Annotated in this window: 17 protein-coding genes and 1 pseudogene; 12 read left to right on the top strand and 6 right to left on the bottom strand. The window is 68.8% G+C overall.

Translation table 11 applies throughout. From position 1 onward, the window contains the following. Positions 1–39 precede the first annotated feature (39 nt). On the top strand, positions 40–690 hold the full coding sequence (locus tag A8G15_RS12345; RefSeq protein WP_156665361.1) for a hypothetical protein: 651 nt from the start codon (positions 40–42) through the stop codon (positions 688–690). Positions 691–728: 38 nt separating this feature from the next. On the opposite strand, the gene A8G15_RS12340 is transcribed toward A8G15_RS12345, so the two are convergent. Then, positions 729–2,102, bottom strand: a complete 1,374-nt coding sequence (locus A8G15_RS12340) for a recombinase family protein (RefSeq protein ID WP_068159467.1) — start codon at positions 2,100–2,102, stop codon at positions 729–731. Between the two features lie 41 nt (positions 2,103–2,143). Between A8G15_RS12340 and A8G15_RS12335 the strand changes: the two are divergent. Next, positions 2,144–2,650, top strand: a pseudogene (locus tag A8G15_RS12335) (gamma-glutamyltransferase); the annotation flags it as partial. Here A8G15_RS12335 and A8G15_RS12330 read toward each other — a convergent pair. Beyond that, complete coding sequence (locus tag A8G15_RS12330; RefSeq protein WP_245687819.1) at positions 2,631–3,107, bottom strand: hypothetical protein; 477 nt, start codon at positions 3,105–3,107, stop codon at positions 2,631–2,633. The pseudogene A8G15_RS12335 and the gene A8G15_RS12330 overlap by 20 nt on opposite strands. A gap of 214 nt (positions 3,108–3,321) precedes the next feature. On the opposite strand from A8G15_RS12330, the gene A8G15_RS12325 reads away from it, so the two are divergent. Genes A8G15_RS12325 through A8G15_RS12315 form a run of 3 tightly spaced genes read left to right on the top strand, consistent with a single transcriptional unit; the run spans position 3,322 to position 6,571 of the window. Beyond that, the gene (locus tag A8G15_RS12325; RefSeq protein ID WP_068159585.1) at positions 3,322–4,518 is read left to right on the top strand and encodes an iron-containing alcohol dehydrogenase; all 1,197 of its coding nucleotides are present in this window, start codon (positions 3,322–3,324) and stop codon (positions 4,516–4,518) included. Continuing rightward, positions 4,515–5,909, top strand: coding sequence for a MadS family sensor histidine kinase (locus tag A8G15_RS12320; protein WP_068159463.1), 1,395 nt, complete (start codon positions 4,515–4,517; stop codon positions 5,907–5,909). Before A8G15_RS12325 ends, A8G15_RS12320 begins: the two co-directional genes overlap by 4 nt. Beyond that, a complete protein-coding gene (locus A8G15_RS12315) occupies positions 5,906–6,571 on the top strand; it encodes a MadR family response regulator transcription factor (RefSeq protein WP_068159459.1) in 666 nt (221 codons plus the stop codon). Before A8G15_RS12320 ends, A8G15_RS12315 begins: the two co-directional genes overlap by 4 nt. Before the next feature lie 49 nt (positions 6,572–6,620). On the opposite strand, the gene A8G15_RS12310 is transcribed toward A8G15_RS12315, so the two are convergent. Then, positions 6,621–7,838: a lipase family protein gene (locus A8G15_RS12310; protein ID WP_068159456.1), complete on the bottom strand. Its 1,218-nt coding sequence runs from the start codon at positions 7,836–7,838 to the stop codon at positions 6,621–6,623. A 254-nt stretch (positions 7,839–8,092) separates the two neighbouring features. On the opposite strand from A8G15_RS12310, the gene A8G15_RS12305 reads away from it, so the two are divergent. Both A8G15_RS12305 and A8G15_RS12300 read left to right on the top strand, forming a co-directional pair. Further along, positions 8,093–8,998: an ABC transporter ATP-binding protein gene (locus A8G15_RS12305; RefSeq protein WP_068159454.1), complete on the top strand. Its 906-nt coding sequence runs from the start codon at positions 8,093–8,095 to the stop codon at positions 8,996–8,998. Then, the gene (locus A8G15_RS12300) at positions 8,995–10,656 is read left to right on the top strand and encodes an ABC transporter permease (RefSeq protein ID WP_068159448.1); all 1,662 of its coding nucleotides are present in this window, start codon (positions 8,995–8,997) and stop codon (positions 10,654–10,656) included. The genes A8G15_RS12305 and A8G15_RS12300 overlap by 4 nt, the downstream gene beginning before the upstream one ends. A gap of 75 nt (positions 10,657–10,731) precedes the next feature. On the opposite strand, the gene A8G15_RS12295 is transcribed toward A8G15_RS12300, so the two are convergent. From A8G15_RS12295 to mftR, 3 genes are read right to left on the bottom strand one after another with little or no spacing between them, the layout of a single operon-like run. Further along, positions 10,732–11,364: a GyrI-like domain-containing protein gene (locus A8G15_RS12295; protein ID WP_068159445.1), complete on the bottom strand. Its 633-nt coding sequence runs from the start codon at positions 11,362–11,364 to the stop codon at positions 10,732–10,734. A 16-nt stretch (positions 11,365–11,380) separates the two neighbouring features. Then, positions 11,381–12,190, bottom strand: a complete 810-nt coding sequence (mftM, locus tag A8G15_RS12290) for a mycofactocin oligosaccharide methyltransferase MftM (protein ID WP_068159443.1) — start codon at positions 12,188–12,190, stop codon at positions 11,381–11,383. Next, complete coding sequence (gene mftR / locus A8G15_RS12285) at positions 12,187–12,816, bottom strand: mycofactocin system transcriptional regulator (RefSeq protein WP_068159441.1); 630 nt, start codon at positions 12,814–12,816, stop codon at positions 12,187–12,189. The genes mftM and mftR overlap by 4 nt, the downstream gene beginning before the upstream one ends. Positions 12,817–12,954: 138 nt before the next feature. Between mftR and mftA the strand changes: the two genes are divergently transcribed. From mftA to A8G15_RS12260, 5 genes are read left to right on the top strand one after another with little or no spacing between them, the layout of a single operon-like run. Then, complete coding sequence (mftA, locus tag A8G15_RS12280; protein ID WP_068159438.1) at positions 12,955–13,050, top strand: mycofactocin precursor MftA; 96 nt, start codon at positions 12,955–12,957, stop codon at positions 13,048–13,050. Between the two features lie 2 nt (positions 13,051–13,052). Next, complete coding sequence (mftB, locus tag A8G15_RS12275) at positions 13,053–13,352, top strand: mycofactocin biosynthesis chaperone MftB (protein ID WP_068159436.1); 300 nt, start codon at positions 13,053–13,055, stop codon at positions 13,350–13,352. 31 nt (positions 13,353–13,383) lie between these two features. Then, entirely contained in the window at positions 13,384–14,628 is a 1,245-nt protein-coding gene (gene mftC / locus A8G15_RS12270; protein WP_068159434.1) for a mycofactocin radical SAM maturase, read from the top strand. A gap of 21 nt (positions 14,629–14,649) precedes the next feature. Further along, on the top strand, positions 14,650–15,858 hold the full coding sequence (gene mftD / locus A8G15_RS12265) for a pre-mycofactocin synthase MftD (protein ID WP_068159433.1): 1,209 nt from the start codon (positions 14,650–14,652) through the stop codon (positions 15,856–15,858). Between the two features lie 24 nt (positions 15,859–15,882). Further along, positions 15,883–17,778, top strand: a complete 1,896-nt coding sequence (locus A8G15_RS12260; RefSeq protein WP_245687818.1) for a mycofactocin system FadH/OYE family oxidoreductase 1 — start codon at positions 15,883–15,885, stop codon at positions 17,776–17,778. The last annotated feature ends 30 nt before the right edge of the window (positions 17,779–17,808 follow it).

The following is a 17,808-nucleotide window of genomic DNA, read 5'->3' as shown; positions in this document are numbered from 1 at the left end:
GTCGGAGGACCCGTGTACTTTCAGTGCGGACAGTGGGGCGTGGGAGAAGGGTGGGGCCGGTTCGTGAAGGTTGGTAGGTCTGTTCAGAAGGCACTCGACGAGTGGATTGCGGACGATGTGGAGTCCGCAATGCTGCACGCGTGCAACGCGGTCGACGGAACTGCAAAGAAGGCGTATCCGAGCCTGGGCGTTACTGCGCGCTTCAAGACCTTCATACGCGACAACTACGATGTCTTCGGTCGGATGGGAATGCCGGGAATCGATCCGGAGAATACCCGGTTCGCTGTTCGGCACAACGGGGAACGGTGGAAGATGGATATCGCCGATGTGGTGTATCACATTCATCGATGCACACATGGGCACGGGGATGAACTCCCCGATGGATTCGAGCTTGTAAGGTATGACCCGAATTCGGGTCTCCCCAACCGACTTATTGGCGAGAACGGAAGTATCCGACTCAGTACAAGCGTGATATTCGGCTTGCTGGTTGTCGCGATCACTGATCCATCAAACGCCGATCAATCGATACCCTTGGACTACTTCTTGTTGCTTGAGCACATGAAGTTCTTCGTGCACGACTGGTGGGGGCAGAGGGACGAGTTCCGGGTTGCCCTTGCCGATGCAGCCGAGATTCCTATCGTGACCTTGAATTTCGGCGACTGGACGGATGGCCTCAGGCAGATTCGGTAGCTGGATGGACGGCCTCAGGTGATGGTGGCGGACACGCTCTACTTCCATGCAATATCGATGAATTCCGGTGCGAATTTCCGGCGTCCTCGAGGGCAGGGCAGGACGGTGACTGTCATCAACGCATCGATTATCACAGCCCTGCGATCGGCGGACAATTCTGCGTAGGCGTTCCGTACATCCCCGGAATCGAGAATGCCGGTCAACGGTGAGCGGAGACCGGCAGCATTGATCTGCGCATCCAGCGCGTCGATCTGCGGGGTCAGAATGTCGGTGCCAGCCTTGAGCTGTGCGTGTTCGATCTCTCCCGTGGCGAACATGCGCGCAAGTTGATTGCGTCGGGCCTCCAAGCCTTCACGTTCCGCGCGCAGCGCCTTCACGTCCAGCTGGTGCTGCTTCCTCACCAGATCCCACGCATCCGGCCGCGACAGCCGGTGCACCACAAGCTCGTTCACGTAGAAATCCAGGTCCGCTGCCTTGCGGCCCAGGTGCAAGCCGACCGGACAACGGTAGAACGGCCCTGCACCGTGTGATTGTGTCCCGGACATGAGGGTCTGGCCGTCGTTGCACCTGCCACACAGGTACAGTCCGGAACCCTGCCACTTGCGGGGACGGGCCGGCTTGCTGCGGGTCTGGAAGAACGCTTTGAGTGCCTCGTGCTGCTCGTAGGGCAAGATTTCCGGCCACTGGCCGACCACGCCGTGCAGGATGCGCTTCTGGTGGACGACTTGCCTCGAGTAGCAAGGGTTCTTGAGTACCAGCGTTACCGAGCCGGAATCCCACGTCTTGCCATGCGAGGTGGTCAAGCCTTGAGCGTTCCAGCGGCGCGCGATCTCGGCTGTGGGTGTGCCGGTCAGGATGTCCTGCACGGCAAGGCGTATCGCGTCGGCCTCGGTCGCTACGAGTTCCTTCCCGCCGTGCTCGTAGCCGAACACCCGCTTGCGGCTGCGCCAGTGCCCCAGTTCGGCGTGCTGCTGGTTGGCGCGCTTCTGCCGGTCGGCTTTCAGCTCGACCTCGTGCTGCGCGACGCTCGCGACGATGCGCGCGTTCATCCTGCCGGTCGGTGTGGTCAGGTCGACTTCCCCGGCGCTGACCGTGCGGATGGCGGTGTGGTGGTGTTCGACGGCGTCGATCAACCGGCCCAGTTCGAGCAGGCGGCGGTACAGCCGGTCGGGGTGCGAGCACAGCACGGCGTCGACGCGGCCCGCTGCGATGTCGGCCAGCAGGCGCTCGTATTCGGGTCTGCGCTTGCCGCTGTAGGCGCTGATGTCGTTGTCGGCATACACGTCGACCACGTCCCAGCCGAGCGTCCGGGCGAGCCTCCTGCAGCCCGATTCCTGGCGTCCGATGCCCAGCTCGTCGTGCTTCTGATCCTGGGAGATCCGGGCGTAGATTGCGGCGCGTGGTGTGCTCATGGCGGGTGTTCCTTCCGTGCACCCATGATGGTATCTGGTCGGGTTTATTGCTCAATAACCAGCTCGCGGACTTCGCGGCCGAGTCCGTCGACAAGGACGGCGTGCCGGTCGCGAACCGCGTCGAACCGGGCAAACGCCCCCGCAGTTCGATGTCGCCGACGCTCGTGTTCGAGCGCGGTCCCGACGGCACCCGCGGCAACCCGGTACTCGTCACCGGCTCGTCCGGCGGCTCGGTGATCATCCAGTTCGTGGTGAAGACCCTCGTCGGCATGCTCGATTGGGACCTGGACCCGCAGCAGGCCGTCTCGGCCGTCTCGTTCGGCGCCGCGAACACCCCCGTCACCGGTGTGGGAGGGGAACACCCCGCCGTCGACGGGTCCGACGACGGTGCCCACGACCCGCTCGTCGTCGCGTTGCGCGAACGCGGACATCAGGTGTCGGTCGCGCCGCAGTCCAGCGGTCTGAGCGCGCTGTGGCGCGAGGACGACGGCTGGGTCGGAGGTGCCGACCCGCGCCGGGAAGGCGTGGTCATGGGCGAGCACGGGTGAGCGGACGCACGTCCGGTGCCGTGCCCGGACCGGCCGGTGGCCACCACCGCACCACGACGGACCGTGCCCCCGAGTACACCAGCACGGAGCGCAGCGGGCCGCCGTCGGACAGCTGACGATGCAGTTCGCGCTGTTGCACGCGCGCGTCGCTGCCCTCCGGTACACCCACGAGGATCTCGACGGGTTCGTGACTGCGCCGGGCCTCCAGGATCAGCTGTTCCTCGGGGACGGCGTGGACCGGAACGTCGTCGGCTCCGGTCGCGTCCCCGACGACCAGGGCGACACAGTCGGTGTCCTCGTCGCGATACGCGACCACCCGGCTCGGGCGCGGCACCGACTCCAGAGCGCGATCGATCGTGAGTCCGGCCGGGGCGCCGGGCCCCTCCGTGTGCGGCATCCGGGGCAGGATCACCCGTCTCGCGGCCCGTTCGAAGAATCCCGCGGTGGGAACGTTCATGGCTCTGCCTCCTCGGCGCCGTCCTCCCGACAGGTATTCGGTGCAGCGACCGATCCGGACGAGTCGTCCCCTCACCTACCCGATCGGGCAGGTACCGGCCCTACCCGTCGACCCGGTGCCCCGGCCGCCCACCCGGCCTACGCTCGAAGGACCGTAAGCTGGATCACACGCCGGATCGCCGGGGACCGTCAGGAGTGCAGCAGTGGCCGTCGCCATACCGGAACGTCGGAGCGAATCGGGGACCGCCGGGCGCCGGGAGACACCGACGCTCGCGAAGTTCCATGCCCCCGAGATCGTGTTCGGCGCGGGATCGCTCGCCGAGGCCGCGCACGCGACCGTGCGTCTCGGTGGCGGCCGGCCGATGCTCGTCACCGATCCCGGGCTCGTCGAGGCAGGGTGGGTCGACGAACTTCGCCGCCACCTGGACGAACAGGGCCTGACCCCGGTGGTGTGGAGCGAGCTGACGCCGAATCCGAAGGATTTCGAGGTGGCTGCCGGCCACGAGCTCTACCGCTCCGAGGGGTGCGACGTGCTGGTCGGGCTCGGGGGCGGTTCGGTGATCGACGCGGCGAAGGGTATCGCGGTGCTCGCCGCGAACGGCGGCAGCATCCTCGACTACGAGGGAGTCGACCGGGCGCCCCTGCCGATCCCGCCGATGGTGATGGTGCCCTCCACATCCGGTACCGGCGCAGACGTGTCGCAGTTCTGCGTCGTCACCGACACCACCCGCAACACCAAGATCACCATCATCGGCCGGTCCCTGGTGCCCGACCTGACGGTCATCGACCCGCGGCTGCTCACCACCATGCCCGACGACCTGAACGCGGCGACCGGGCTGGACGCGCTCACCCACGGCATCGAGGCATTCGTCTCCCGCGCGCACAATCCGCTCACCGATCATCACGCGCTGCGGGCCGTCGCGATGGTCACCGGCACACTCGTCCACACCATCGACGAACCTCACGAGATGACGCACCGTACCGCCATGGCGCAGGCGAGCCTCGAAGCCGGCCTGGCATTCACGAATGCGATTCTCGGCGCGGCGCACGCGATGAGCCATCAGGTCGGCGGCCTGCTCGACCAGCCGCACGGCGTCATCAACGGCGTGCTGCTCCCGCACGTGATCCGGTTCAACGCCGCCGCGGACCCGGCGCCGTTCGTGGCGATCGCCGCGGCGCTGGGCCTGGAGGAGCACCGCGGTCCCGACCAGGAGGCCGCACTCGCCGTCGCCGACCGCGTCGAACGCCTCGCACGGGAGGTCGGGGTGCCCAGGGGACTGCGGGAACTCGGTGTGCGAGAACAAGATCTGACCCGGCTCGCCGCGGGAGCCCTGCGCGACGCGTGCATGTCCACCAACCCGCGCGCGGCGACCCACGAACAGATGGTCGCGCTGTTCCGGGCGGCGTTGTGAACCCGGCGGCCCCCGATCTGTCCCAGCTCACCGGTCTGCGGTCGGGCAAGCCCACTTTCTATCCGCAGTACCGGGGCGCTGCCGAACGTCTCGAACGGGTCGTGCACGCCCTCGAACTCATCTCGCGGGCGCTGGTGCGCACTGTCGAAGGCCCCGAAACGCTGATCTGCGCGGTCGCCGAGGCCGCCCGCGCGCATCTCAGTGCCCGCTGGGTGGTGTTCGCACTCACCGACGGCATGCTGCCCGACGCCGGGCCCCGGCGCCTCGTGCTCGGACCCGACGCCACCCCGTTCCTCGTCGACAACGTCGAGGGGCCACCGCTTCCCGAGGAGGTGGTGCGCTGCCTCGACGACATCCGGTCCGGCACCGTCGAACGCGACCCGATCGTCGACGGTCATCATGCGTTCGTGCCGATCGTGCTCGGTGGCGGTGTCGCCGGGGCGATCGCGGCGTGGACCCCGGAGCATCGCACCCTCGATGCGACCGATCGCGCGGTGCTGTCCATCCTGGCCAGTCAAACCGCTGTGGCCCTGCAGAATTCGGCGCTGTACCAGCGCGGGCAGCTCCTGCTCGAACGTGCCGAGGAGGCCTATCGTGAAGCGAACCGGGCCGCCGCCGACCTGCAGTCGCGCAACGCCGAGCTCGAAGCGACCCTGCGTGAACTGGAGCGGACGCAACGGCAGCTCGGTGCAGCTCACCGGCATCAGGCGCTCGACGAGGAGCGGCACCGCATCGCGCGCGAACTGCACGACAGCGTCACGCAGGCCGTGCTGTCGGCGGGCATGCAGATCGAGGTGTGCCGCAGCGATATTCCCGACAGCGAACGGTCCGAGCGTCTCGATCTGGCGAAGGAACTGACCCGCCGTGCCGTCGAGCAGCTGCGGTCGGCTATCTATGCGCTCAACCATCCGTCGGACGCGGATCGGTCGTCGCTGCCGGAGATGCTCGAGCAGCTGCGGGTCGCGCACACCCCCGGCGAACTGGACATCGTGATCCGGGTCGGCGGCACCCCCGTCGAACTGTCCGGCGACGTCGAGCACGCCTTGCTGCGCATCGCGGGGGAGGCACTGTTCAACGCCGTGGTGCACGCGAACGCGACCCGTGCGGTGCTGCGGCTGACGTACGGTCCCGAGTCGGTGCTGCTGTCCGTCGCCGACGACGGCGACGGCGATCCCGCGCGCATCCGCGTGATGCTGCGCCTGGCCGCAGGCAGCGACCTCGACGGGCGGCACCGCGGCCTGGCGAACATGCAGGCCCGCGCCCACGAGTTCGGTGGACGGCTCGAGGTGCGGCGGGCCCGGATCGGAGGCGTCCGGGTCGCTGTACGTATTCCCGTCCCGAAAAACGCTCCGCAGGATACGGATGCGGCCAGAACAGGAGAACAGTCATGACGGTGACCTCGCCGCGGACCCGTCGGGACACCGTGCGGATCGTGCTCGTGGACGACCATGCGATCCTCCGGCAGGGGCTGCGCTCGATCCTCGACCGCGAACCGGACCTCGAGGTCGTCGGGGAGGCGTCGGCGGAGGACGAGGCCCTCGTGCTCGTCGACCGGATGCGTCCCGACATCGTGCTGATGGATCTGAAGCTCTCTGCCGGATCGGACTACGAAGGGCTGACGTTGTGCAGCCAGTTGTCCGCCGCGCATCCCGGGATCGGTCTGCTCGTGCTCACCACCTTCCTCGACGAGCAGCTCGTCGTGCGAGCCGTGCACGCCGGCGCGCGCGGCTACGTCGTCAAGGACGTCGACACCACCGAACTGGTCCGCGCGATCCGTGCGGTGTCGCGAGGGGAGAGCGCGTTCGATTCGCGCAGCGCCGCGGCGGTGGTGCGCACCCTCAGCGGAAAGGTCGCGCCCACCGAGCAGCTCACCGACCGGGAACTCGAGGTGCTGCGACTGCTCGCCGCGGGCCTGTCGAACGCGAAGATCGGTGAGCAGCTGTTCATTTCGGCGACCACGGTGAAGTTCCACGTGAGCAACATCATGCGCAAGCTCGGTGTCGGCCGACGTGCCGAGGCGGTGTACGCGGCGAGCAAGCGCGGGCTCATCTGAGACGGGTCTTCCGGGCGGCGGGTACCGCCCGGAAGACCTGACCGGACGGTCAGCAGGTGCTGGGGGTGTCCTCGCCCGCGAACCGCTTGTTCAGGAAGTCGAGCGCCTGCCCGAGGCCGAGCACCGCCGCCGACATGTGATCGGGGGTGGGAGTCTCGAGGCTCTGGACCCGGGCGCCCGCAGCGCAGTACCGGGCGAGCGTGGCGACGATCGAATCGACCGGGATCAGAGCGTCGGTGGGGCTGTGCCATTCGAAGATCGGCATGTCCGGCACGCCCGGGAACAGTTCCAGGCTGTTCTCGTCGACGACGGCGAGCGCGCCCGGCTCGTCGGTCAACCGGCTGATCGGGCTGACCTGCGGCAGACTCCCGCCCGCCCCGATCCGCAGGATGTCGTTGGTGCACGCCGCGGTGAGCCCGTCGCGCATGGCGAGCCCGGCAGGGGTGAGCTGTCCGGTGAGATTGATGCGGTCCGGATATTCGCGTTCGAGTCCGAGCGCCGCGGCGAACGCCAGCCCGAACACCGGGTGCGGCTCGGTACCGATACCGTCGGCCATCTTCCGCAGGTTCATCGGGACGCCGCCCATCGCGGCTCCGACGATGTTCAGTTCGGGGGCGTAGCTCGGTGCGAGCGCGGCCGCCCACCCGGTGGCCATTCCGCCGCCGGAGTACCCGGCCAGCGTGACCGGGCTGTTCGCGACCTGGAGTTCGGCTGCGCGCTGGACCGCCCGGATGCCGTCGAGGGTGATCTGGCCGCCGAGCTTGGCGGCGCCGTAGGCGCTGGTGGGTCCGAGATGGTCCGGGATCGCCACCGTCCATCCGCGCTGCAACGCGACGTTCAGGCCGACGGCCTCACGGACCGCCAGGTTCGGGTCGGTGGTCCACAGCGTCTGCGACGGTGCACACTGCGGACCGAGGGCGTTGATCACGTGCTGGAACGAGAGCAGCGGCCCGTCGGGCGCCTTGCCCACGGGAGCGAACACGGTCGTCACCGCTGTGATCGGATGACCCTGGGAGTTCGTGGAGCGGAAACTGATCTGCCAGGTGTCGGCGCCCACGATCCCCGGTGGGGTGGGCATGCGCCGGATGCCGAGAACATCACCCGGTGCGGAGGCGTCGGCTTGCGCGACCACACGGTAGAAGGGGTCCGCCGGCAGCGGCGGGTACACGGGGGTGGCGGCGGCCTGCGTGGTGGATGCGACGGTTGCGACCGCCGCCGCGGCGCACACGGCCGCGGTCAGAACTCCACGACGAAGTCGGGTACCCACAGAACAACCTCCACTGACGACAACCCCGGCATGCGGTGACGGGAAACAACGATTCGTTTCGGTATCGACCACCGGCCACAGTTCGTTACGAATCGGACAATGTACCTCCACCGCGTTGCGGGACCGAGACCGCGCCGTTCCCGGCCGGTCGAGAACCGCGACCGCGCCGTGACGGGCAGGGCGTTCCGGCGACCCGACACAATCTGTCGCGGAGCACCCCCGTCATTCCCCCGTCCGGGAGTAACGTGCCGAGGATGACGACGGCACTCACCGCGTTCGAACTCGTCAAATCGTTCGGCCCGACCCGGGCCCTCGACGAACTCGACCTCGAGGTGCGCCGCGGGGAGGTACACGGCTTCCTCGGCCCGAACGGCGCCGGCAAATCCACCACCATCCGCATCCTGCTCGGGTTGCTGCGCGCCGATTCGGGGCGGGTCGAGCTGCTCGGCGGTGACCCGTGGCGCAACTCCGTCGACCTGCACCGGCGGCTGGCGTACGTGCCGGGTGATGTGAACCTGTGGCCGAATCTGACCGGCGGCGAAGCCATCGACCTGCTGGCCGGGCTGCGCGGCGGCATCGACGAACGTCGCCGCGACGACCTGCTCGAACGGTTCGATCTCGATCCCACCAAGAAGGCCCGGACCTACTCGAAGGGAAATCGGCAGAAGGTCGCGATCGTCGCCGCGCTGGCCTCGGACGTGGAACTGTTCCTCTTCGACGAGCCGACGTCCGGGCTGGATCCGCTCAAGGACGAGGTGTTCCGGGACTGCGTGCGCGAGGCGGTCGCCGACGGCCGGTCGGTGTTGCTGTCCAGTCACACCCTCTCCGAGGTGGAGGCCCTGTGCGACCGGGTCACCATCATCCGGCGGGGACGCACCGTCGAATCGGGAACGCTGAGCGAACTCCGGCACCTGACCCGCACCTCGATCCGGGCCGAGACCGCCCGTTCCGCCGCCGGTTTCGGTGAGCACCCGGGCGTGCACGACCTCGAGATCGACGGACTGCGGGTGCGCTGCGAGGTCGATACCGCGCAGCTCGACGCGGTGCTGCGGCGCCTGCTCGACTTCGACCTGACCTCGCTGACCTGCACACCACCGACGTTGGAGGAGCTGTTCCTGCGGCACTACGGGGACGAGGTGGCGGACGGGAGCAGGAAATGACCACGGTTGCGACCGGCAGGCACACGAGTCCCGCCTACGCCGGCACCGGCCGGCTGATCCGGCTGGCACTGCGCCGGGACCGCGTCCAGGTGCCGGTGTGGCTGGTGGCGTTCGTGCTCGTGTACGCGGTGTCGGTGTGGAGCCTGAAGGACCTGTACCCGACCCCTGCGGATCTGCATCTGATCGCGGCGAGTTCCGCAGTGTCCCCGGTGGTGCTCGCCACCAACGGTCTGGTGTCCGGCGACAGCCTCGGAGCGGTCGTGACCGCCCAGACGCTGCTGTTCCTGGCCCTCGCGGCCGGACTGATGAACTCCATGATGGTGGTGCGGCACACCCGGCAGAACGAGGAGACGGGGCGTGCGGAACTGGTCGGTGCCGCCGTCGTCGGGCGCCGGGCCATGCTCACCGCCGCGCTGCTGGTCGCGCTCGCCACCGACGTCGTGCTGGCGGTGCTTCTCGCGGTCGTCTCCGTCGCGTTCGGCCTGCCGGTCGCCGGTTCGGTCGCGCTCGGAGCCGCCACAGGTGCCACGGGCCTCGCCTTCGCCGGGGTCGGGGCGGTGACGGCGCAGGTCGCCCAGGGATCCCGCGCCGCGAACGGGCTCGCGGGGGCCGCGCTCGGCCTGTCGTTCCTGCTGCGCGCGGTCGGTGACACCACCGGCAGCGTCGACGAGAGCGGGATCCGGGTCACCAGTGCGTGGCCCTCGTGGCTGAGCCCGATCGGCTGGGCCCAGCAGGTCCGGCCGTACGACGTCGACGCGTGGTGGGTGTTCGCGATCTTCGCGGTATTCGCGGTGGCGGCGGTGTGGCTCGCCTACGCGCTGACCGGCCGCCGCGATCACGGTGCCGGGCTCGTGCAACCGCGTCCCGGGCCGGCCCGCGCGGCGGCGCACCTGCCGACCGCACTCGGCTTCGCGTGGCGCATGCAGCGCACCACGCTGATGTGGTGGGCGCTGGGCATCGTCGTGCTCGGCGCGACCTACGGCAGCGTCGCGAACGAGATGGACAGTTTCCTCGACGAGGGCGGCGGCGTCGCCGACATGATGACCCAGCTCGGCGGTGGCGCCGAAGCGCTCACCGACGCCTACTTCGCCGTGATCTTCCTGATGATGTCGTTCTTCACTGCCGCGTATGCGGTGCAGTCGGTGCTGCGCATGCACGGCGAGGAGACGTCGGGCCGCGTCGAACCGCTGTTGTCGACCGCGTTGGGGCGCATCCGGTGGATGCTCTCGCACGTCGCGGTGGTCGTCGTCGGAATCGTGGTCCTGCACATCGTTCTCGGTGTCGCGGTTGCGATTCCGTACGGTGTCGCGATCGGGGACCCGGGCGGGCCGCTCGGCGATCTGCTCCCGGCCTCGCTCGCGTTCGTCCCGGCCGTGCTGCTGGTGGCCGCCGCGACGGTTCTGTGCGTCGGCGCCCTTCCCCGGCGCGCGGCGAGCGTCGCGTGGGCCTTGTTCGCGGTGTGGGTGCTCATCGGCCAGATCGGCCCGCTGTTGAACCTGCCGCAGTGGGTGATGGATCTGTCGCCGTTCGTCCACGTCCCGGCACTGCCGGCCGCCGACCTGCGCGCAATGCCGTTGATCGTGCTCACCGTCGTGGCGGTGCTGCTCGCCGCGGCCGGCGTCGCGGCACTGCGTCGCCGCGACATCTCCGTGCAATGACAGCTCCGAACACGGTTCGTCTTCTGTGTGGATTCGTGTTCGCGTGGCGGACACGAATCCACACAGAACGGAAGCTCAGCGTGCGACCGGCTGCCGCAGGATCGTGCGCTGCTTCTCCGGCGCGATCTTCCGGAAATCGCTGAAGTAGATCTCGTGGTGCTTACCCGCCATACGGAATCCGTTGCCGGGGACGAACTCGTGGTGCAGACGCTCGAGCACGGCGGTCTCGTCGTCGAACGAACCGACGTGCAGTGTCTGTACGCACGTGCCCTCGGTCAGCGTTTCGAGGCGCACGTCGCCGAGACGCGCCGGCCCGTTCTTCGCTCCTGCCCGGTCGACGGCACCGGCGAACTCCTCGCGTCCGATCCAGTCCGGCACGAAGAGCATCATCGTCCAGTCCCACCGCGACTTGTCCCGTGCCGTGGTGAACGACTCCATGTTCTCCGCCCACCACAGCCCTTCCAGGGGTGGGACCACGTAGTCGCGCCCGAGATCCCGCTTGCTCGCGAACTTCAGCTTGTACGCCACCGGGTACAACGCTTCGACGGCCGCGGTGAACTCCGGCGAGGTGTTCGGGTCGCCGTGGCCGTCGATCATCAGGTACTGCATGTCCGGCACGTCCACGACCCGGAACTCGCCGCGAGCGGCCCGGTAGGTGTCCAGGGTCTTCTTGAAATCGACCTTGCCGTTCGTAGGGGCACCGGTCATGGTTCTCCTCGGTTCGTCAGGATGCGTCGAGTACCAGCCACCCGCCGTGATGTTCGAACACCTCGAAGTCGCGGCCCGTGGATTCCCCGAGTCGTCGCAGTGCGTCGAGGTCGAAGGTGCGCACGTGACCGTGGCACGCGGTGGCCTCGTCCTCGCACGGCACCGCGATCACCACCCGCTCCCGCGCGATGCGCAGCGCCTCGGCGACCACCGCGTCGCCGATCGTGTCGTCGACGTGCTCGAGCAGGTGGATCGCGGTGACGGTGTCGGCGCTGCGATCGGGAACCGGCACGTGCGCGGCGTCGCAGACGAGGGTGTCGACCGGCAGGCCCAGGCGAGGGGCGACGGCGTCGAGGAGGGACATGGTGCCCGGGAGGATGTCGGTGGCGGTCACCGCTGCGCCCGCACGGGCCAGTCGCAGCGGCAGGAACCCGAAGCAGGACCCGAGGTCCAGTACGCGACCGCGCGCCAGTTCCTCGGCCTTGTCGTGGATGGGAGCGAAATCCGCTGTGCCGTCCAGAAGTTCGCCCAGCGAGTTGCGGTAGTAGGTGACCCAGGCGTCGAGTGCGTCGGGGACGGTCGAACGCACCAGCCCGACCATCGTCAGTTCGAACTCGTCCTGCCCGAAATCGGCGTCCTCGATGGACGCGGTGACGCCGGCGACGAGTCGCTCGCTGAGATCGGCGGGACCGAGTGAATGCGTCACGTGCAGGCGGCCGTCGTTGCGCCGCAACGTCAACGGTCCGGCGTCGACGCGCTCGACGGTGACGTGGTCGTGCGTCCAGCGTCCGGGAGTGCAGGGGGCGAGGGAATCGAGCACGGTCAAGACGCAGCCTCGTTCGGTGGTACGGCCGGGGGATTGAGCCCACTGTAGAGCGTGCGCATCCCCGAGGCCAGCAGATCGGGGAGTTCGGCGGAATCGTCGGTGAGCCACTGCTCGTACGCCGAGACCGCCACGGCCAGTACGAGATAGCCGACGGTGCGCGGGAAGTGATCGTCGGACGAGGCGTCGGTGCGGCGCGCGACGAACTCGGCGATGACCTGCCGCCATCCCTGGTACATCACCGACGAATACGCCTGGAGTGTCGGATTGCGCAGGATCAGCTCCATCCGGGCCCGGTGCCGCTGAGCCTCGGACTCGGGGAAGGTGTTGAAGTCCAGCAGTGCCGAGGTCAGGGCCTCGGGTAGTGGAGTGTCGTCCGGAAATTCGGCCAGGTGCGCGCGCATGTGCGCGAGGTGCTCGTCGAAGTCGCCCCACGGCACGGCGTTCTTCGACGGGAAGTACCGGAAGAACGTGCGCCGGGCGATCCCGGCGGCTTCGGCGATCTCGTCGACGCTGGTCTCGTCGAATCCGCGTTCGCGGAACAACTCGATGCCGACGGCGCTGAGTCCCTCCCTCGTTGTGGAGGGGCGCCTACCTGTCCGAGCGGACGGTTTCCGGCGGCTACGCATTTTTCCCTCGATCCATGGATGACATTCTGCACTCGATGCCATTACAGTGGTGAACCGAGTCACAGTGCAACCCCGGCTGTGGCCTCCTGCTCCTCCCTGGTGGAGTGCAGAAACAGTGTGAAGAACCGAGGAGGAAACATGTCCGATCGTGACAACGCGGTGATCGAGTCCGAGCTGATCGAGGAGTCCCTCGTCGAAGAGGTCTCCATCGACGGCATGTGCGGCGTGTACTGATCATGTCCGCACCCGGAGCCACCGCCGTGGCAACTGCACAGTTCGATCCGGGCGCCACGTGGCGGCTCCACCCGCAGGTAGCGCTTCGCCCCGAGCCGTTCGGGGCGTTGCTCTACCACTTCGGCACCCGCAAGCTGTCGTTCCTGAAGAACACCGTGATCGTCGACGTCGTCCGGTCGCTGGACCAGCACGACTCGGTGCGGGACGCGTTGCGCGCCCACGGGATCGACGAGAACGCCGAGCGGCCCTATCTGCATGCCCTGGGCACGCTGGCCGACTCCCACATGATCGTCCCCGCTTGAGACCCGGACCAGCCCACGCAAGGACCAGCCCATGACTTCGTTGCTCGAACCGCCCGTCACCACCGCGCCACCCAAGGTGGGTCGCCTCGTCGACCAGTTCGAGAAGGGCCTCGACGCCCCGATCTGCCTGACCTGGGAACTGACCTACGCCTGCAACCTGTCGTGCGTGCACTGCCTGTCCTCGTCCGGGAAACGCGACCCGAACGAGCTGTCCACCGAGCAGTGCAAGGCGATCATCGACGAACTGCAGCGCATGCAGGTCTTCTACGTCAACATCGGCGGCGGCGAACCCACCGTGCGCTCGGACTTCTGGGAACTGGTCGACTACGCCACCGAACACCAGGTGGGCGTGAAGTTCTCCACCAACGGCGTGCGTATCGACAAGAAGGTCGCCGCGCGACTGGCCGCCTCCGACTACGTCGACGTGCAGATCTCCCTCGACGGCGCGACCGCCGAGGTCAACGACGCTGTCCGCGGCCCCGGCTCGTTCGCGATGGCCGTGCGTGCGCTCGAGAACCTGTCCGAGGCGGGGTTCCGCGACGCCAAGATCTCCGTCGTCGTCACCCGCGAGAACGTCGACCAGCTCGACGAGTTCAAGGCTCTCGCCGACAAATACGGTGCGACCCTGCGCATCACGCGACTGCGCCCGTCCGGGCGCGCCGTCGACGTGTGGGACGATCTGCATCCCACCCACGAACAACAGCGGCAGCTCTACGACTGGCTCGTCGCGCACGGCGAGGGTGTGCTCACCGGAGACTCGTTCTTCCACCTGTCCGCGTTCGGCGCCGACAGCGGCGCCGGTTCGCTGCCCGGCCTGAACCTGTGCGGCGCCGGCCGCGTGGTGTGCCTGATCGACCCGGTCGGCGATGTCTACGCGTGCCCCTTCGCGATCCACGAGAACTTCCACGCCGGCAACATCCTCACCGACGGCGGGTTCGCCTCCGTCTGGAAGAATTCCGACCTGTTCCGTGAGCTGCGCGAACCGCAGTCCGCCGGCGCATGCAGCTCGTGCAACTTCTTCGACGCGTGCCGCGGCGGCTGCATGGCCGCGAAGTTCTTCACCGGCCTGCCGATGGACGGCCCGGACCCCGAATGCGTTCAGGGCTACGGGCAGCCCGCGCTCGAGGCCGATCGAACCGTGCCGCAGTCCAGCGTCGACCATTCGCGTACCGGCAAGCGCGCCGAGCGCCGCACCCCGCAGGCGCCGGTTCCGCTGACCCTGCTCACCAAGCCCCCCGCCAAGTTCTGCGACGAGAACCCGCTCGCAGGACTGTAATTCTCGAGGAGACCACAGACAATGGCCAAGCCTTCCTGGCTGAAGAACCCGTGGGCCCAGGACCCCTGGTTCGAGACCGTCGCGATCGCGCAGCAGCGCGCCCGCAAGCGGCTGCCGAAATCCGTCTACGGTGCGCTCGTCGCCGGCTCCGAAGCGGGCCTGACCGTCGACGACAACACTGCCGCGTTCCGTGAGCTCGGGTTCGCTCCGCATGTCGCCGGGCTCTCGGGCAAACGGGAGATGGGCACGACCATCCTCGGGCAGGAAGTGTCTCTGCCGGTGATGATCTCGCCGACCGGTGTGCAGGCGGTGCACCCCGACGGTGAGGTCGCCGTGGCGCGGGCCGCTGCGGCCCGCGGCACCGCGATGGGCCTGTCGTCGTTCGCGAGCAAGTCCATCGAAGACGTCGCCGCGGTCAACGACAAGACCTTCTTCCAGATGTACTGGGTGGGCAGCCGCGACGTGCTCGTCCAGCGCATGGAACGCGCCCGCGCGGCCGGCGCCAAGGGCCTGATCATGACCCTGGACTGGTCGTTCTCGAACGGCCGCGACTGGGGCAGCCCGGCGATCCCGGAGAAGATGAACCTCGAGGCGATGATCAAGTTCGCGCCCGAGGGCATCACCCGCCCGAAGTGGATGCTGCAGTGGGCCAAGTCGCTCGGTCTGCCGGATCTCACGACGCCGAATCTCACCCCGCCCGGTGGCGCGGCACCCACCTTCTTCGGTGCCTACGGAGAATGGATGGGGACCCCGCTGCCGACCTGGGAGGACGTCGCGTGGCTGCGTGAGCAGTGGGGTGACGGTCCGTTCATGCTCAAGGGTGTGATGCGGGTCGACGACGCCAAGCGGGCAGTCGACGCCGGTGTCACCGCGATCTCGGTGTCCAACCACGGCGGCAACAACCTCGACGGCACGCCCGCCCCGATCCGGGCGCTCCCGGCGATCGTCGAGGCGGTCGGCAAGGACGTCGAGGTGCTGCTCGACGGCGGTATCCGTCGCGGCAGCGATGTCGTCAAGGCCCTTGCGCTCGGTGCGAGGGCGGTGCTCATCGGCCGCGCCTATCTGTGGGGTCTCGCCGCCAACGGTCAGGCCGGTGTCGAGAACGTTCTCGACATCCTCAGCGGCGGAATCGGTTCCGCGCTGGTGGGACTGGGCAAGGACTCGATCCACGATCTGACCCCGGACGACGTCTTCGTGCCGGACGGGTTCCGCCGGGACCTCGGCATCTGATCGAGCCCGGACATACGAGACTCCGTGCTCACAGACCCGATCACCCTCGCCGGACGTACCGCATCGGCGAGGGTGATCTTCGGTCCGCACGAGACGAATCTTGCTGCGGGACGGTCACTCTCGCGGCGCCACGTCGACTACTACGCCCGCCGCGCACGCGGCGGTGCAGGTGTCGTCGTCACCGAGGTCGCGTCGGTGCACCCGGCCGACCATCCGTACGAGCGGGCGCCGCTGGCCGAGGAGTGCGGCGCGGGCTGGAGTGAGGTGGTCACCGCGTGCCGGCCACACGGCACGCTCGTGCTCGCCGGACTCGGTCACACCGGGTTGCAGGGATCGAGTGCCTGGACCCGATCACCGCTGCACGCACCGTCGCGGGTAGCGGACCCGGCGACGCGGGAACTTCCCGCCGAGATGAGCGTCGCCGACATCGACGCGGTGGTCGACGGGTTCCGCCGAGCCACCGCGATCGCGGTCGCCGCGGACGTCGACGGCGTCGAACTCGACGCCGGCCCGGGTGCGCTGCTGCGGCAGTTCCTCTCCGGGCTGACCAATCTGCGTACCGACCGCTACGGCACCGAGCGGCCGCTGCTGCTGCGCCGGGTGATCGACGCCGTCCGAGGCGAACTCGGTCCCGGCCGGGTCCTCGCGCTCCGGCTGAGCTGCGACGAGAACGCGCCCTGGGCCGGTATCACTCCCGAACTCGCCGCCGGGTACGCGGCCGGGCTGGCACCGCGTCTCGACCTGCTCACCGTGGTGCGCGGCGGCCTGTTCACCCCCGGCGCGTACCGGCCCGACGCGCACACCGAGCCCGGGTTCAACGAGGACACCTGCCGCCGCATCCGCGTCGCCGTCGACGGAGCCGTGCCGGTCGTGCTGCAGGGCAGCATCGTCGACGCCGGCCATGCGCAGCGGGCGCTCGACGACGGGGTCTGCGACGCCGTCGAGATGACCCGGGCGCAGATCGCCGACCCCGAGCTCGTCGCGACCGTGCGTGACGGACGGGCGCCGCGACCGTGTGTGCTGTGCAACCAGGCGTGCCTCGTCCGTGACTTCCACAATCCGGTGGTCGGATGTGTCGGCAACCCGGAAGCCGGGCACGAGTCCGAGATCGACCCGCCTGCGGGCCGGTCCGGCAACGTTCTCGTCGTCGGCGGGGGTCCCGCCGGTCTCGAGGCGGCGCGCACCTTCGCCGCCCGCGGGCACCGCGTGCAGGTCCGCGAGCGCGGCGACCGATTCGGCGGCATGCTGCGGACCGCGGCCGCCGGCGCCGGACGCGGCCGGCTCGCGGCCCTCGCGGACTGGCTCGAGGACCGATGCCGCGAATCCGGGGTCGACCTGCGCGCCGGCGCCACCGTCACCGAGGCCGACCTCGACGCTGCTCACGCCGCCGCGCACACGATCGTGCTCGCCACCGGCAGCCGGCCCCGGCCCCCCGGCTTTCCGGTCGCTGCCGACGCCGCCTGCTACACGACCGCACGCGGGGTTCTGGATCACCCCCCGGCGGGGCCGCGGACGATACTCGTGTGGGATCCGGTCGGCGGGCCCGTCGCAGTCGCGGTCGCCGAACACCTGGCCGGGCTCGGCCACCGGGTGCACTACGCGACGTGCGATCCGGTCGCGGGTTCGCGGCTCGCGCCCACCGGTGACCTGGTCGGCGCGAACGCACGACTCGGGCGTGCCGGCATCACCCGGTACCGCGGTGTCACGGTGCGCGCGGTCGACCCGGCGGGAGTTCATCTGGCGCACCCGATCACGGGGAGGGCGACCACCGTCCCGGGTGCGCTGCTCGTGGACTGCTCAGCGGGATTACCGGATGACAAACTCGCCGGTGTGGGGCGCAATGGAGTCGGCGACTGTGTCGCACCGCGGACGGTGCGGGAAGCGATCCGGGAAGGGTATCGTGTCGCCGCGGAACTGTAACCTGTTTCATATACGGACCGAAGGAGAACG

This window comes from Rhodococcus phenolicus, from assembly GCF_001646785.1.
Classification (GTDB): domain Bacteria; phylum Actinomycetota; class Actinomycetes; order Mycobacteriales; family Mycobacteriaceae; genus Rhodococcus; species Rhodococcus phenolicus.
This window is presented reverse-complemented; position numbering and strand designations above follow the sequence as displayed.